Genomic DNA, 14,871 nt, shown 5'->3' with positions numbered 1-14,871 from the left:
GTCTTTTTTTGATTAAAAAAAGGAATGTTATGCATAATAACGGTAATGGAGGGATGATCATGAATAAGCAAACGATTCCGTTACGGATTCCTTCGTCATTAGCCGATGTGGAAGCAGTAATTCAAACGACATGGGGAGAAACACCTGATTTAGTCGTTTGCCGCTTGCAAGTGAAGCAAATGCATAAAGATGTGTTACTTATGTATTTAGATAGCTTAGCAGACAAAAATTCGATTAATAATAATGTTTTGCAGCCCCTCCTGTTTGAAAAACATCACGCGACAAATGTAGAAGACATTGCTATTTTAATCGGTCAAAAAAAATATACGAAGTTATGGCCAGATATCGAAACGGCAATTTTTCAAGGGGAAAGCGTTTTGTTCATCGATGGAGAGCAAAAAGCGTTAATTTTAGATACGCAAGGCTGGCCGCAGCGCGCAATTGCTGAGCCGCAAGTGGAATCATCGCTGAAAGGGGCTCATCAAGGGTTTATTGAAACGAGTGGGAAAAATATTGCGCTCATTCGTCGCTACCTTCCGAACCGTGAATTAAAAATAAAAGAGCTAACAGTTGGGAGAAGGGGAAAAACAAAAGTGGCGATTCTTTATTTAGAAGATGTTGCGCATCCGGAAGTGTTGCAAGAATTAGAAGACCGCATCCGGAACATTGACGTTGACGCCGTCGTCAATACGGGAGAGTTAATGCAATTAATCGAAGATAACCCGTTTTCTCCGTTTCCACAATTTTTATTGACGGAGCGGCCCGATGCAGCAGTCAGCAACTTATTGCAAGGACGCATTGCTATCATTGTCGACCGCTCGCCAAGCGTCATGATTGCGCCGATGTCATTTATTTCGTTTTTCCAAACGGTCGACGATTATAGTACGCGCTGGATGATTGCAACGTTTTTACGGCTATTGCGCCCCCTTGCTTTTTTTATCGCCATTTTTTTGCCGTCGCTCTACATTGCGGCGATTTCGTTTCACTACGAACTGTTGCCGCTCAACTTAATTTTAACGGTTGGCGAGTCGCGCGAACAAGTACCGCTACCACCGATATTGGAAGCGATTTTAATGGAGCTAGCGATCGAAATGTTGCGCGAAGCTGGGCTGCGTCTGCCAGCACCGATCGGGCAAACGGTCGGCATCGTCGGCGGGGTCGTCATCGGGCAAGCGGCGGTGCAGGCTGGGCTTGTTAGCAATATTATGGTGGTTGTCGTCGCAATTACCGCGATCGGCTCATTTATTATTCCAAACCCAGATATGTCCGAATCAGTACGGCTCATCCGCTTTCCAATGATGATCGTTTCGTCTTTATTTGGCATTGTAGGAATGGCAATCGGGCTGATGATTTTAGTTGTACATCTCGCCTGTTTGGAATCGCTCGGTACGCCGTTTGGCAGCCCGTTCGCTCCCGTACGGTTTCGCGATTGGAAAGATACTGTCGTCCGCTTTCCGCTATGGGCGATGCGTAACCGGCCGTTATCCGCCCGCCCGATTCAATTAAAACGCCAAACGAAAACGAGGAAATGATGAGATGGTTACGACACGTTATCAACATAACGAAATCACTATTTTCCAATATGTATTTTTCATTGTCGGCGCTCAAATCGGCATCGGTATTTTGTCATTGCCGGCGGAAGTGGCAAAAGGAAGCGGCACAGACGGCTGGATAGCCATTATAATGGGCGGGATGTTATCCATTATCGCTAGCGTTGTTATTATTAACATCATGGAACAACATCCGGAAGATACGATTTTTGATTTATTACCACGCTATTTTGGCAAATGGCTTGGGAAATTGTTCTCCCTTGCTTTTTCCGTATATGCCGCATTGGCGGCAACAACGGTCGTGTTTACGGCTATTCATCTAGTGCAAGTATGGATTTTGCCGCAAACGTCCAACTACTGGATTATGATTTTATTTATGATTCCTGGTTTTTTAGCGGCAAGAAATGGGGTGCGCATTCTTGGCCGATATGCAGAGATTGTCTTTTACATGACGCTTTGGATGCCGATTTTAATCGCGCTTCCCACAAAAGATGGCCATCTTCTTCATCTTTTGCCGGTCATTAAAGAAGGGTGGCTGCCAATTATTAAAACAGTCAAAATGACGATTTTATCGTTTTTAGGGTTTGAGTTGGCGTTCGTGCTTTACCCGTTTTTAAAAGAGAAGCATTTAGCGAAAAAAGGGATCATTATTGCTAACGTTATTTCGCTGTCCGCCTTTGTTTTTGTGACGATTGTGAGCTTTATTTTTTATAGCCCGGATGAAATTACGCAATACGTATGGCCGACGTTGTCGCTATTAAAAACGATCGAATTTCCGTTTATGGAACGGTTTGAAATTATTTTTTTAGCTGCGTATTTGTTCGTGCTATCGACAACCGGTGTTCCGTATATTTTTACAGCTGCTTTTGGCATCTCCCACGTTTTAGATCAAGTCGATCATGTGCGCGTGCTTGTTGTCGGTGTCGGGATGTATATCGTTGTTGCTTTTTTGTACAACCCTTCTTTTTCCGATTTACAAACCTTTTCGGAATGGTGGGGGAAGACAGGAACGCTGGTTGGCTACTTTTTTCCGATTGGTTTATGGCTATATATGAAAATATATCAACGGCTGCGAGGAGGAAAACCGTTATGAAATGTACTCCTCTTCCTTTGTTGCTTTGCGCTGTTTTCCTATTATCCGGCTGCGGCATGAATACGAAGCTTGACTCGCTAACGATGACGTTAACGCTCGGGCTTGATGTAACGGATGATGGAAAATTGCTTATGTATTCGTCAAGTCCTGTCTTTAATAAAGATGCGAAAGAGCATACGGAAGTGATTGAAGTCGATGCGTCGTCGTTAAGGGAAGGAAGGTATAAAGTTGATTTGTTTGCGTCAGGGCGAACAGTCGGTGGGAAAATACAAAACGTCGTCATCGGCAAAAAGCTTGTTCAGCAAAAAGAGTTGCTTTCCTTTTTAGATGTGCTATATCGCGACCCGAAAAACTCTACGACTGCTTTGCTTATCATCTACGATGGGCCTGTCAAAGAACTAATCGAATCGAAACAAAAAGATAAGCCGCGCTTAGCGGTAGCGATTAAAGATTTAATTACGACAACGGCATTGGATAAACAAACGGTAAAAACGAACTTGCTCGATTTTCATCGGACGTTATTTGAAAAAGGATGCATGCCATTTGCGTCCGAAATGGCGATGAAAAACGGAAAAATGACGGTGAAAGGAGTAGCGTTATTTAATAATAAAGGAAAGTATGTCACATCGCTTTCGTCAAAAGAAAGCGCGTTTCTTCAGTTGTTGCGAAACGAGATTAAGCCAGCGATTCCGTTTACGCTTCGGACGTCGGCGCTGACGGGAAACGGGAAAAAAGAAAACATTAGCGTATCGCTCGAGCACGGAAAAGTTCGTTATCAAACACGGTATCGCAACGATCGATTTCAATTTCACATCCATATTGACGCGGGTACAATTATTACGGAAGAAGTAGTAAATGTTGACATGAGAAAAAAGCAGAAACAATTGGAAAAAATGATTGCGAAAGAAATCGAAAACAAGACGAAAGCGTTAATCAAAACATTCCAAAAGCATGAAATTGATCCGATTGGCTTCGGGCTGTACGCTCGGGCGTACGAGTATCGAAAATGGAAAAAAGTAGAGAACGATTGGGGAAAAGCGTTTGCCGCTGCCGATATTTCCGTTTCGGCTAAAGTAAACATTATTAGCTATGGCGTTATTAACTAAAGGAACGGGATTCCCGTTCCTTTACATATGGTTAACACTAAAGCGGGTGATTTGTTCTACGCTAGGAAAATATAAATTTTTCTCAATGGATGTCTAGCTTCGAACTAACAGTCGCATCCGCTTTTCTTTATTACCGTTCCCCGAGCCGTTTGAAGATCGGTTTTTGATACGGCTTTTTCGTTCGCGGCGGATGTTTTTCTGTTTCTGTAATGCCAGTGTACGATTGCAATAAAGCCTTCGCTTTGGAAAGCGGCATTTTTACTACAGGATTGCGATAGGAACCGTTTAACGCGCCAAGGTGTGGAAGTGTCGCGAAGTCTTCTTTTGTTGGAGGAATGTGAAAATAATACTCACCGACGACAACAAGAACATCGGACTGCTGCTGGCTATATTTCGGGTTGGGTGAAAAATGAAGCCCTACTTTTTTCGCCTTTCCTTCATCGAGCAGCTTTTCGATCGTTTTTTTCTTTAACAAATATAAAAACGAGGGATTTAATGCCGTTTTGGCGTGGCGGTTGACCGTAAAAATCGCTTTTGCCAAATTGTCGATCGTCGGTTCTAAACGTTCCATAGTATATCTCCTTTTCACTAAACTTGTCTAATACCTTTATTATACATCATGAACATTTGTTTGCAATATGTGATATAATGAAAATAAAGCTTTGAAGGATGAACGTAAATGAAAGAAAAATACGGAATTATTGATATCGGCTCGAACACGATCCGGCTAGTCATTTATGAACGACAAAAAAGCGGGCGGCTGCGAGAAATTGAAAACGTGAAAGCGGTTGCTCGGTTGCGCAATTATTTAACCGATAAGCATATATTGACAGAAGAAGGGATTTTGCTGCTTCTTGATACGTTGCGCAGCTTTCAAGAAATTACGCGCCATCACCAACTAGAGCGCGTCATATGCGTGGCAACGGCCACCATTCGCCAAGCGCAAAACCAGCAAGAAATTATCCAATTAGTCGAAGCGAGTACCGATTTTCGTATGCGCGTATTGACGGGAGAAGAAGAAGCGTATTACGGTTTTTTAGCGGTCGTCAACTCCACCTCGATTACCGAGGCGATTACTGTCGACATCGGAGGTGGAAGCACGGAAGTCACGTATTATAAAGACCGAGAACTGCTCGAGTCATACAGTTTTCCGTTCGGCGCTTTGTCATTACGGCAGTCATTTGTGGCTGGCAATGTGCCGACGCAAGAAGAACTAGACAGGCTTTCTGCTTATTTAACGGAGCAGTTTCAGTCGTTGCCGTGGCTTTTAGGGAAAAAAGTGCCGCTTATTGCGATGGGCGGAAGCGCACGCAACGTTGTGCAAATTCATCAGTTGATGAAACAATATCCGCTTGCCGGTGTCCATCAATACGAAATGAAACGGAAACATTTACTCGAAGTTCGCAAATTATTAACGTCTTTGTCGTTTGAAGAAATTCAAAAATTAGAAGGTCTTTCGAAAGACCGTGCGGATTTAATCATTCCCGCGCTCGAAGTATTTCGCGTGTTGTATGAAATGGTGGGCGCTTCTTCCTTTGTATTGAGCCGCAAAGGGCTTCGCGACGGCATTTTTTATGAAGAACTCATTCAGCCGTTCGGCACTCGTTTATTTCCAAACGTGCTGCAGGAAAGCTTTTTTGAATTGGCACAGGACTACGATATCCGTTTAGACGACGTTCAGCATGTGAATCAGCTATTGGCACAGCTTGTCGTACAAATTCGCCAACTCCAGCTTTATCCGATCACAGAGGAAGATGTGCGCGACATGAAGCAAGCGGCTCACGTCTTTTATTTAGGGCAATATATTGATGAAGAAGCGAGCAGCCAGCATACGTTTTACATATTGGCCAATCGCACGATTGACGGATTGATGCATAAAGACCGCGTCAAGCTCGCCTTGATCGCTTCTTACAAAAATAAACCGTTGTTTAAGCAATATATCGCGCCGTTCGTGGACTGGTTTCCAAAAGAAGAGCAGCGGCGAATTCGCTTTCTTGGAGCGCTTGTGAAGTTTGCTCATAGCTTAAACGATACAAAACGAAAAATTGCAAAAAAAATCCATATCACACAACAAAATGGCGCCATTATTATGGATATTTATTGTAACGGCGATTTTCGTGCCGAAGAGTATCAGGCGGAAAAAAATAAAAAACATCTCGAAAAAATATTTAAACAACCGATTGAATTGCGGTTTCGACAATCGTAAGGCAGGGAAAATGATAATGGGACTTAATAATCCAAACTATTACAATAATCGAGAATTAAGCTGGCTCGCCTTTAACGAGCGCGTTTTGCAAGAAGCATTCGATGAGAGGAATCCGCTATTAGAACGGTTAAAGTTTTTAGCGATTTTCAGTTCGAATTTGGATGAATTTTTTATGGTCAGAGTGGCCGGGTTAAAAGACCAAGTGAAGGCGGGATTTAACAAGCCAGAAAATAAGGCGGGCTTGACGCCGAAGCAGCAACTGAAACGAATTTCCGAAAAAGTGCATGAGCTAGTCAAATCCCAATACCGGTTGTATAACGATGTGTTGCTGCCGATGTTGGAGGCGGAAGACATTCAATTTGTTTCGATGGATCAGTTAACGGACGAGCAGCGTGAATTTTTGCATTCGTATTTTACGGAGCAAATTTTTCCGGTGCTGACGCCGATGGCTGTGGACGCTTACCGACCGTTTCCGATGTTGGCAAATAAAAGTTTGAACTTAGCGATCGTGCTTGATGATGACGAGGAGGACGAAGATGAACGGCGAAAATTGGCGCTTGTTCAAGTTCCGTCTGTGCTAAACCGCTTTATCCGTCTTCCTTCCGACCAAGAGGAGTTTGTTTATATTTTGCTCGAGGATGTCATTACGGCACATATCGACATATTATTTAAAGGATACGACGTCGTTTCGGTAACACCGTTTCGCATTACACGCAACGCCGATTTGACGATTCACGAAGAAGGTGCCCGCGATTTATTAAAAGAAATTGAAAAAGAGCTGAAAAAACGAAAATGGGGCGCGGCCGTCCGCCTAGAAATGAGAAAAGACGGGTTTGATCCGTTTATTTTGCATTATTTATTAGATGAGCTCGAAATTCATCGGAAAGATGTATATGAAATCGACGGTCCGCTTGATTTAACATTTTTATTCCATTTTTATAAAGAACTGTCGTCCTATAAAGAACATTTAGTATACGAAACGCTTATTCCGCAGCCGCCGAAAGATTTAGATTCAGATGAAGATATTTTTGAAAAAGCAGCAGAGCAAGATCTTTTGTTCCATCACCCATATGAATCGTTTGAACCGGTCATTGATTTTATTTCCGATGCTGCCGATGATCCACACGTGTTGGCAATTAAACAAACGTTGTACCGCGTCAGCGGCGATTCGCCGATTATTGAAGCGCTGAAACGAGCTGCGGAAAACGGAAAACAAGTAACCGTTCTTGTGGAGTTGAAAGCACGGTTTGATGAGGAAAATAATGTTCAATGGGCAAAAGAGTTGGAGAAATCAGGTTGCCATGTCATTTACGGGATTACGCATTTAAAAACACATAGCAAAATTACGTTAATCGTTCGACAAAAGCACGGAAAGATTGAACGTTTCGTTCATTTAGGGACGGGAAACTACAATGACGCAACGGCAAAGCTTTACACTGATTTAGGATTCATTACGTCTAACCGTGAAATTGGCGAAGATGCAACGAACTTTTTTAATTATTTAAGCGGGTATATGGAAAAGCCGGAATTTCATCATTTGTCGGTCGCGCCGTTTGATCTGCGTCGTGATTTTATTCGTTTAATTGATGAAGAAATTCGCTTTCATCGCGAATACGGAAATGGGCGCATTATTGCGAAAATGAACGCCTTAACTGATAAAGAGCTAATTATGAAACTATATGAAGCGTCGCAGGCAGGGGTAACCATCGATTTAATCGTTCGCGGCATTTGTTGTTTGCGCCCGCAAATTCCGGGAGTGAGCGACAACATTCGCGTGCGCAGCATCGTTGGCCGCTTCCTTGAGCATAGCCGGATCTATTATTTTTATCACAACGGGGCGGAAAAAGTGTTTTTATCATCAGCTGATATGATGACGCGCAATATGGAAAAACGGGTCGAAATTTTATGGCCGATTTTTGCGGAACATTTGAAAAAGCGAGTAATAAAAATTTTGGCAATATTGCTTACCGATAATGTGAAAGCGCGGGAACAAGACGAACAAGGGGATTACCATTATGTCGAGCGAGCGGAAGGAGCGCCGGAAATCGATAGCCAGCTATGTTTGTTTCAAATGGCATATCGAGTAAGCGAAGACGAAGAATAGAGCCGCCTTACGAAGAAGGTGGCTCATGTTTTAATGTAAACACGGTAAGTTCTGGCGGTGTTAAAAAGCGAAACGGCATTCTCGTCGTGCCTAGACCGCGATTGACGTAAAGGGTCATGTCTTGAATTTGATAAAAGCCTTCATAATATTGAACGGCAAGCGGCGGGGTAACGAGCGGACCAATAAAAGGAAGTTGAATCTGCCCGCCGTGGCTATGGCCGGATAACTGCAAATGAACACGATAACGTGCGGCTTCGTTTGCACCATCCGGCTCATGCAATAATAAAATCGTATACGTCGATGGCGGAATGTGTTGAAACATTTTTTCAAAATCCGGTTTACCGAGCATCAAATCGTCGGCGCCTACAATCGCAATTTTACTGCGGTCGATTTGCTCAATGAACATATGCTCATTGACTAGCATACGGAATCCGGCTTTTGTCATAATTTTACGGTATAAATCCGTTCCGTATCCGCCGTGGTCGTGATTTCCGTAAATGCAAAACTTTCCGAGCGGAGCGCGAATCTTTGCAAGGATGGGAGTGATGTCGTGCGGGGAATGGTATTGATTCGGCTTGTCCATTAAATCCCCGGTGAAAAAAACAATATCTGGTTGAAGGTCGTTGATTCGATTGACGATATGGCGCAGCTCGGCGAGCGAAAAATGATAGCCGAGATGGGTGTCGCTGAACTGCACGATTTTTATGCCGTCAAAGCTTTTCGGGATCAACGGATGGTAAATCGTGTGGTTTGTGACCGTCAGCCGCTTTGGCTCGATAAAACGGGCGTAATAATAGCCGAAGGAAGTGATCGCGATGCCTCCGAGCAAGGAAGCGATACTTTTTTGGAGAAATGTTCTTCGCGTCATGGTCATGACTGGTTTCATTTTCTCAACGTCCTTTCACAATTAGTTTTATTATAAATGGGAAAAGCCGAATAGAAAAGAAACAAATCGATAAAAGAAATGTTAGAAAATTATGTCTATTCATCGTATAATAAAAATGAATGAGTAATCAGTCATAAAAGGGGGAGAAACATGCAAGGAAAAGTGATTATCGTGACAGGTGGGTCAAGCGGCATGGGGAAATATATGGCGAAACGGTTTGTCGAGGAAGGCGCACATGTGGTGATTACCGGAAGAAGACTTGAAGCGTTGGAAGAAACGAAACAAGAAATCGAAACGCCGACGGGCGGAAAAGTGTTGCCGATTGCCATGGATGTGCGCGACCCAGAACTTGTCGCGGAAATGGTGAAACGAACGGATGCGGAATTTGGTAAAATTGATGCGTTAATTAACAATGCGGCTGGGAATTTTATTTGTCCAGCGGAAAAGCTGTCGATTAACGGTTGGAATAGCGTCATTAACATCGTCTTAAACGGAACGTTTTATTGCAGCCGCGAAGTCGGGAACTATTGGATTCAAAAAGGGCAAAAAGGTTCCATTATTAACATGGTCGCTACATATGCGTGGAACGCAGGAGCGGGTGTCATTCATTCGGCTTGCGCGAAAGCAGGTGTATTAGCGATGACGAGAACGCTGGCGGTCGAATGGGGCAAAAAGTACGGGTTTCGCGTGAACGCCATCGCCCCTGGCCCGATTGAACGAACCGGAGGGGCAGAGAAACTTTGGGAATCGGAAGAAGCAGCAAAGCGGACGTTGGCTAGTGTTCCGCTTGGCCGGCTCGGCACACCGGAAGAAATTGCGGCGCTCGCCTCGTTTTTACTTTCGGATGACGCCGCTTATATTAATGGTGAATGCATTACGATGGATGGCGGGCAATGGCTCAACCAACATCCGTTTTAGTAAGAAAAGCGAAGAACGATCCTTGGCTCAAGCCAAGAAAACATCCGACGGACGCACAAGCTTTCGACGAAGACGTGCGTGCACGTCGAACGGCGAAAGCAAAAGCGGAGGCGACTGATTAGCTCTCGAAGCGGAATGCGCGGTTTCAGTTATACGAAACCGCGCATTTTCTTATATGCCACCAATTTTTTGTTTATAAAGAAGGAGAATCGTATGGTATAATATGCAAAATGACGAGTGCAAAAAGAGGTGAGTACCGTGGATGCGTTAGATATTATAGCCAATTTACAACATGTCATTCCGTATTACCAAGCGATTTTCAGCGCCGATGAACATCGGGTGATCGGGTATGAAGTATTAGGAAGATATGAGTCAGGAGAGCATGTGGATAGCTTAGGACCGTTTTTTCATGACGAAACGATTCCGGAAGAATTTCGCCTAGAAGTAGATGAAACGGTAACGAAAAAAGCGCTCGATCATTTTCTTTCCAACGGCGACTCTAGGTTATTGATTTTCCTCAATCGCGATGCGAATTTATTAATGATCGATCGCGCCGAGTCTTTTTTAACCCTTTTATTTCAATACGAAGAGAAAGGATTGTCGCTTGACCGTATCGTGTTAGAAATTAATGAGCAGCATTTTAAAGGGGACTTCGATCAGCTGAGCCATTTGTTAACGTATATTCGTACATACGGCATTCGCGTTGCACTTGATAATATTGGGGAACATAGCAGCAACCTTGAACGAATTAGCTTACTGGCTCCTGATATTTTAAAAATCGATTTGCGTGAATTGCGGAAAACGTCAGCAAGCTATTCGTATCAAGACGTCCTTTATTCCATTTCGTTATTGGCGCGAAAAATTGGCGCGACGCTCTTGTACGAAGACATTGAAGCGTCTTTTCAGCTGCAATACGCGTGGCGAAACGGTGGCCGTTATTACCAAGGGTATTATTTAGCGGAGCCGAAACCGGAATTATTGCCTGCTGATTTTTTGAAAGAACGTTTGCGTGAAGAGTGCCATCGGTTTATTCAACAAGAAAAGAAAAAGCTGCAAACATTGTATAATATTTCGGAGCAATTTCAGCAGCGTATAACGGCATTATTAGCGAAATACAAAAAATCGGCTGATTTTAACGAATTGATTGTTGCGATCGCCACCGAATTAGGAGATGCTTGTTTTCGTATGTATGTGTGCGATGAAGACGGGTTTCAACGGTCAGCCAACATTTTTAAACGAAATGATACGTGGGAATTGCAGCCGGAGTATTACATGAAAAACTGGAGCTGGCGGCCTTATTTTTTAGAAAACATTATTCGTATGCGTTCGCGGAAGCGGGGCATTCTCTCTGATTTATACGCCGATATTGAAACGGGGGAAACGATTCGCACGTATTCGTATCCGATTGATGAGTGCCATTATTTGTTCATCGACTTATCTTACAGCTACTTATTTGAACACGACGCTCATTACTAATGAATAAAACGGAGCGTTTGTGGGAAAGTAAGCGTGAGGTGAAAAGACGATGGCACAACTTTCATTTATTTTGTCGATACTTGTACTGCTCATTGCGGTGATTGGCTTTATTTATACAATTGCGCTCGGCAGGCGGCAAAAATTGCAAGGGGAGTACGATGCTTCGGTGAACGAAAAAATTCAAGAGCATCCATATGCTCGCAACCCTGTTCTTTTAGCATACTTGCTCGCAGGATTGCTGGCGGCGGGATCGATTATTTATTTGGCGATCAATACGCAATGGTAACGTGCGTGATGGGCGGTCCTATGAAAGGGCTGCTCTTTTTGTTATAATGTGGTCGAGGGACAATAGCCAGATGGCAGTATAAACCGTTCGTTTTCGGAAAGAAAGGGGAAAAATGGATGTCTCAATTATTAGGAATTATTCAACGTTTAATGCAACTTCGCGAGCAAGAACCGAATGGGAGCGAAGCGCCGCAGCGCAATTTTGAAATCAACGGCGAAAAAAGATGCAGCGTGACGTATTTAGCGAAAACGGATACGTACATGTTGGAAGTGTATGAGAAAGGGAAAAAACCGAAGACGTATCAGTTCGATAACATTGATATGATTGCGATTGAAATTTTTGAATTGCTCGATGAGAAAAGTGAGGCGATTGGATGAAAAAACCGGTGGTTGTTTGTCCCGCCTGCCAGTTTATGTTGCGCAACATTTGTACAAGCAAAAGGTAAAAAGTCTTCCGTTGGTGAAGGCTTTTTATTTTTGGACTGTTTTCTTGCTCCGTTGAATATATAACTAGTGGATAGTTGTTAAGGAGGAGTGTCGATGAGAAAACGATGGGCAGAGCAGTTGTCTACAGATGAGCAGCAATTGTTATTGGAGGTGCTGTTCAGCCAGCAATACGCGCTTGAAATTATTAGCTCGGAACTTGCCGATATGGAAAGCGGGCAAAAGCAAACCGATGAAGCGCGCTATCAACATTTAGTAAAACTGTACGAGCGACTCCGGGAAGAACTATCGCTTTAAGGGCGGTAGTTATTTTTTTTGTAACGATGTTATGTATGGTAAACTAAAGAAGATGGGAAGTTTTTAATAGAAAGGCGGAAAGCGGGCATGATTAGTTTCGATAGTAAAGAATTTTTCCATCAGACGGTAGCGCAATTTTTAATTCCTTCGGACAAAGTGGCGCACGTACAAATCGGTAATTTTTTAGACCACGCGTTGCTCGTATTAACAAGGACAGGATATTCCGCAATCCCAGTGCTTGATACATCGTACAAACTTCATGGTCTAATTAGCATGACCGCCATTATGGATGCGATTTTAGGGTTGGAACGAATTGAGTTTGAACGGCTGGAAACGATGAAAGTCGAACAAGTAATGAACAAAGACATTCCAAGGTTAATGTTGAATGACCATGTTATCAAAGGCATTGAGTTAGTCGTTAACCACCCGTTTGTTTGCGTAGAAAATGATAACGGCTATTTTGAAGGGATTTTTACAAGGCGGGAAGTATTAAAGCGGTTGAACCGGCAGCTACGTCGGCTAAACGCGAAAGGATGAATTTATACTTGTCAGCGTGAACTTTGTTTTGTTAAAGTAAAAAAATAAGAGCAAAAAAGGAGGATACGATGATGAAAATGATGGATGCTAACGAAATTATTGCTTTTATTCAAAATAGCAAAAAAGCAACACCGGTCAAACTATACATAAAAGGGAGCCTTGACGGCATTGATTTTGGCGCCAATGCAAAAACATTTATTACAGGAAATACTGGTGTCGTATTTGGCGAATGGCAGGAAATTAAAGAAGCGTTGGAAGCGAACAAAGACCGTATTGAAGATTACGTTGTCGAAAACGACCGCCGCAATTCCGCTATTCCGCTTCTAGATTTAAAAGGAATTAAAGCACGGATCGAGCCAGGCGCCATCATTCGCGATCAAGTCGAAATTGGTGACAACGCAGTCATTATGATGGGGGCAGTCATTAATATCGGGGCTGTCATCGGCGAAGGAACGATGATTGATATGAACGCTGTGCTCGGCGGACGAGCGACTGTAGGTAAAAATTGCCATGTCGGAGCAGGCGCAGTGTTAGCGGGCGTTATTGAGCCGCCTTCTGCGAAACCGGTGATCGTAGAAGATGATGTTGTGATCGGAGCGAACGCGGTCATTTTAGAAGGCGTGACCGTCGGAAAAGGGGCCGTCGTTGCGGCAGGTGCGGTAGTTATTGAAGACGTTCCGCCTTATACGGTTGTGGCTGGTGTACCAGCTCGCGTCATTAAACAAATTGATGAAAAAACAAAAGCAAAAACAGAAATTAAACAAGAACTTCGACAATTATAAGCGTGGAGAAATTCCACGCTTTTTTGTAAAGGAGAGGGAAAATGAGCCAGTTTGTTGCGATTCGCCGTGATTTGCATAAAATTCCAGAACTAGGCTTCCAAGAGTTTAAAACGCAGCAATATTTATTAGACTATATCGCGACATTACCGCAGGAGAGACTTGAAATCAAAACATGGCGGACAGGCATTTTTGTTAAAGTCAACGGCCTTCAACCGACGAAAATGATCGCTTATCGCACGGATATCGATGGACTTCCGATTACTGAGGAAACAGAGCTGCCATATCGTTCCGAGCATGAAGGGAAAATGCACGCATGCGGCCACGATTTTCATATGAGCATTGCGCTTGGCGTGCTGACGCATTTTGTTCATCATCCGATTCGCGACGATTTACTTTTCATTTTTCAGCCAGCAGAAGAAGGGCCGGGGGGAGCATTGCCGATGCTAGAAAGCGAGGCCATGAAGCAATGGTTGCCTAATATGATCATTGCGTTGCACATCGCCCCTGAATATCCGGTCGGTACGATTGCGACGAAACCAGGGCTGCTCTTTGCGAATACATCGGAACTGTTTATTGATTTAAAAGGAAAAGGCGGCCATGCGGCATTTCCGCATTTGGCTAATGATATGGTCGTTGCGGCTTGCACGCTTGTGACGCAGCTGCAATCGATTGTTGCTCGCAACGTCGATCCGCTTGATAGCGCCGTCATCACGATCGGGAAAATTTCTGGGGGAACGGTCCAAAATGTCATTGCCGAACGCGCGCGTTTAGAAGGAACGATTCGCACGTTATCGGTTGAATCGATGCAAAAAGTAAAAGAGCGAATTGAAGCGATCGTAAAAGGGATCGAAATCGCTTATCAGTGCGAAGCGACGATTGACTACGGCTCCATGTATCATCAAGTCGATAACGATGAAGTGCTGACAACCGAATTCATTGAATTTGCGGAGCAACTTCCTAATATAAAAGTCGTTCGCTGCAAAGAAGCGATGACGGGGGAAGATTTTGGCTATATGCTTGCAAAAATTCCTGGGTTTATGTTTTGGCTCGGCGTTGATTCACCGTACGGCTTGCACCATGCGAAATTGACGCCGGACGAGCGCGCGATCGACAAAGCGATTTCGTTGTTGACAGCGTATCTTTCATGGAAAGGAAACAATTAACTTTGTATATTTCCACCTCTATTC

At 43.7% G+C, this 14,871-nt stretch carries 16 protein-coding genes; 14 read left to right on the top strand and 2 right to left on the bottom strand.

Features of this window, described 5'->3' with window-relative positions; translation table 11 throughout:
- Positions 1-59 precede the first annotated feature (59 nt).
- From M4I42_RS01655 to M4I42_RS01645, 3 genes are read left to right on the top strand one after another with little or no spacing between them, the layout of a single operon-like run.
- Positions 60-1,532, top strand: coding sequence for a spore germination protein (locus M4I42_RS01655; RefSeq protein ID WP_268850524.1), 1,473 nt, complete (start codon positions 60-62; stop codon positions 1,530-1,532).
- A gap of 4 nt (positions 1,533-1,536) precedes the next feature.
- The gene (locus tag M4I42_RS01650) at positions 1,537-2,643 is read left to right on the top strand and encodes a GerAB/ArcD/ProY family transporter (RefSeq protein WP_268850523.1); all 1,107 of its coding nucleotides are present in this window, start codon (positions 1,537-1,539) and stop codon (positions 2,641-2,643) included.
- Positions 2,640-3,749: a Ger(x)C family spore germination protein gene (locus M4I42_RS01645; RefSeq protein ID WP_268850522.1), complete on the top strand. Its 1,110-nt coding sequence runs from the start codon at positions 2,640-2,642 to the stop codon at positions 3,747-3,749. The genes M4I42_RS01650 and M4I42_RS01645 overlap by 4 nt, the downstream gene beginning before the upstream one ends.
- Positions 3,750-3,879: 130 nt before the next feature.
- Here the strand turns inward: M4I42_RS01645 and M4I42_RS01640 are convergent, their stop codons facing one another.
- Entirely contained in the window at positions 3,880-4,320 is a 441-nt protein-coding gene (locus M4I42_RS01640; RefSeq protein WP_268850521.1) for a YkyB family protein, read from the bottom strand.
- Between the two features lie 108 nt (positions 4,321-4,428).
- Between M4I42_RS01640 and M4I42_RS01635 the strand changes: the two genes are divergently transcribed.
- A complete protein-coding gene (locus tag M4I42_RS01635) occupies positions 4,429-5,955 on the top strand; it encodes a Ppx/GppA family phosphatase (protein WP_268850520.1) in 1,527 nt (508 codons plus the stop codon).
- A 10-nt stretch (positions 5,956-5,965) separates the two neighbouring features.
- Positions 5,966-8,059, top strand: a complete 2,094-nt coding sequence (locus tag M4I42_RS01630; protein WP_268850519.1) for an RNA degradosome polyphosphate kinase — start codon at positions 5,966-5,968, stop codon at positions 8,057-8,059.
- A gap of 7 nt (positions 8,060-8,066) precedes the next feature.
- Here M4I42_RS01630 and M4I42_RS01625 read toward each other — a convergent pair whose 3' ends face one another.
- The gene (locus M4I42_RS01625; protein ID WP_268850518.1) at positions 8,067-8,945 is read right to left on the bottom strand and encodes a metallophosphoesterase; all 879 of its coding nucleotides are present in this window, start codon (positions 8,943-8,945) and stop codon (positions 8,067-8,069) included.
- 150 nt (positions 8,946-9,095) lie between these two features.
- On the opposite strand from M4I42_RS01625, the gene fadH reads away from it, so the two are divergent.
- The 9 genes from fadH to M4I42_RS01580 all read left to right on the top strand — a co-directional run bounded on the left by fadH (position 9,096) and on the right by M4I42_RS01580 (position 14,847).
- Positions 9,096-9,863, top strand: a complete 768-nt coding sequence (gene fadH / locus M4I42_RS01620; protein ID WP_268850517.1) for a 2,4-dienoyl-CoA reductase — start codon at positions 9,096-9,098, stop codon at positions 9,861-9,863.
- On the top strand, positions 9,839-9,985 hold the full coding sequence (locus tag M4I42_RS01615) for a hypothetical protein (protein ID WP_268850516.1): 147 nt from the start codon (positions 9,839-9,841) through the stop codon (positions 9,983-9,985). Before fadH ends, M4I42_RS01615 begins: the two co-directional genes overlap by 25 nt.
- A 136-nt stretch (positions 9,986-10,121) precedes the next feature.
- Positions 10,122-11,339, top strand: a complete 1,218-nt coding sequence (locus tag M4I42_RS01610; RefSeq protein WP_268850515.1) for an EAL domain-containing protein — start codon at positions 10,122-10,124, stop codon at positions 11,337-11,339.
- Positions 11,340-11,388: 49 nt separating this feature from the next.
- Positions 11,389-11,625, top strand: coding sequence for a hypothetical protein (locus M4I42_RS01605; RefSeq protein ID WP_268850514.1), 237 nt, complete (start codon positions 11,389-11,391; stop codon positions 11,623-11,625).
- 116 nt (positions 11,626-11,741) lie between these two features.
- The gene (locus M4I42_RS01600) at positions 11,742-12,002 is read left to right on the top strand and encodes a YkuJ family protein (protein ID WP_268850513.1); all 261 of its coding nucleotides are present in this window, start codon (positions 11,742-11,744) and stop codon (positions 12,000-12,002) included.
- Positions 12,003-12,164: 162 nt separating this feature from the next.
- Positions 12,165-12,365 (top strand): antirepressor AbbA, encoded by a 201-nt coding sequence (gene abbA, locus M4I42_RS01595; RefSeq protein ID WP_268850512.1) that lies wholly within the window; start codon positions 12,165-12,167, stop codon positions 12,363-12,365.
- A gap of 87 nt (positions 12,366-12,452) precedes the next feature.
- On the top strand, positions 12,453-12,902 hold the full coding sequence (cbpB, locus tag M4I42_RS01590; protein WP_268850511.1) for a cyclic-di-AMP-binding protein CbpB: 450 nt from the start codon (positions 12,453-12,455) through the stop codon (positions 12,900-12,902).
- A gap of 71 nt (positions 12,903-12,973) precedes the next feature.
- A complete protein-coding gene (dapD, locus tag M4I42_RS01585) occupies positions 12,974-13,684 on the top strand; it encodes a 2,3,4,5-tetrahydropyridine-2,6-dicarboxylate N-acetyltransferase (RefSeq protein ID WP_268850553.1) in 711 nt (236 codons plus the stop codon).
- Between the two features lie 41 nt (positions 13,685-13,725).
- A complete protein-coding gene (locus M4I42_RS01580; protein ID WP_268850510.1) occupies positions 13,726-14,847 on the top strand; it encodes an N-acetyldiaminopimelate deacetylase in 1,122 nt (373 codons plus the stop codon).
- Positions 14,848-14,871 lie beyond the last annotated feature (24 nt).

This window comes from Anoxybacillus sp. J5B_2022 (assembly GCF_026847645.1).
Taxonomy (GTDB): Bacteria; Bacillota; Bacilli; order Bacillales; family Anoxybacillaceae; genus Anoxybacteroides.
The sequence above is the reverse complement of the archived record's forward strand: the minus strand, read 5'-3'. Positions and strand labels throughout refer to the sequence as shown.

Excerpts from the sequence above, each read along its gene's own strand:
- dapD (WP_268850553.1), top strand. The coding sequence starts at position 12,974 with ATGAAAATGATGGATGCTAACGAAATTATTGCTTTTATTCAAAATAGC.
- M4I42_RS01580 (WP_268850510.1), top strand. The coding sequence starts at position 13,726 with ATGAGCCAGTTTGTTGCGATTCGCCGTGATTTGCATAAAATTCCAGAA.
- M4I42_RS01605 (WP_268850514.1), top strand. The coding sequence starts at position 11,389 with ATGGCACAACTTTCATTTATTTTGTCGATACTTGTACTGCTCATTGCG.
- fadH (WP_268850517.1), top strand. The coding sequence starts at position 9,096 with ATGCAAGGAAAAGTGATTATCGTGACAGGTGGGTCAAGCGGCATGGGG.
- M4I42_RS01645 (WP_268850522.1), top strand. The coding sequence starts at position 2,640 with ATGAAATGTACTCCTCTTCCTTTGTTGCTTTGCGCTGTTTTCCTATTA.
- M4I42_RS01640 (WP_268850521.1), bottom strand. The coding sequence starts at position 4,320 with ATGGAACGTTTAGAACCGACGATCGACAATTTGGCAAAAGCGATTTTT.
- M4I42_RS01615 (WP_268850516.1), top strand. The coding sequence starts at position 9,839 with ATGGCTCAACCAACATCCGTTTTAGTAAGAAAAGCGAAGAACGATCCT.
- M4I42_RS01650 (WP_268850523.1), top strand. The coding sequence starts at position 1,537 with ATGGTTACGACACGTTATCAACATAACGAAATCACTATTTTCCAATAT.
- M4I42_RS01635 (WP_268850520.1), top strand. The coding sequence starts at position 4,429 with ATGAAAGAAAAATACGGAATTATTGATATCGGCTCGAACACGATCCGG.
- M4I42_RS01655 (WP_268850524.1), top strand. The coding sequence starts at position 60 with ATGAATAAGCAAACGATTCCGTTACGGATTCCTTCGTCATTAGCCGAT.
- abbA (WP_268850512.1), top strand. The coding sequence starts at position 12,165 with ATGAGAAAACGATGGGCAGAGCAGTTGTCTACAGATGAGCAGCAATTG.
- cbpB (WP_268850511.1), top strand. The coding sequence starts at position 12,453 with ATGATTAGTTTCGATAGTAAAGAATTTTTCCATCAGACGGTAGCGCAA.
- M4I42_RS01600 (WP_268850513.1), top strand. The coding sequence starts at position 11,742 with ATGTCTCAATTATTAGGAATTATTCAACGTTTAATGCAACTTCGCGAG.
- M4I42_RS01630 (WP_268850519.1), top strand. The coding sequence starts at position 5,966 with ATGATAATGGGACTTAATAATCCAAACTATTACAATAATCGAGAATTA.
- M4I42_RS01625 (WP_268850518.1), bottom strand. The coding sequence starts at position 8,945 with ATGAAACCAGTCATGACCATGACGCGAAGAACATTTCTCCAAAAAAGT.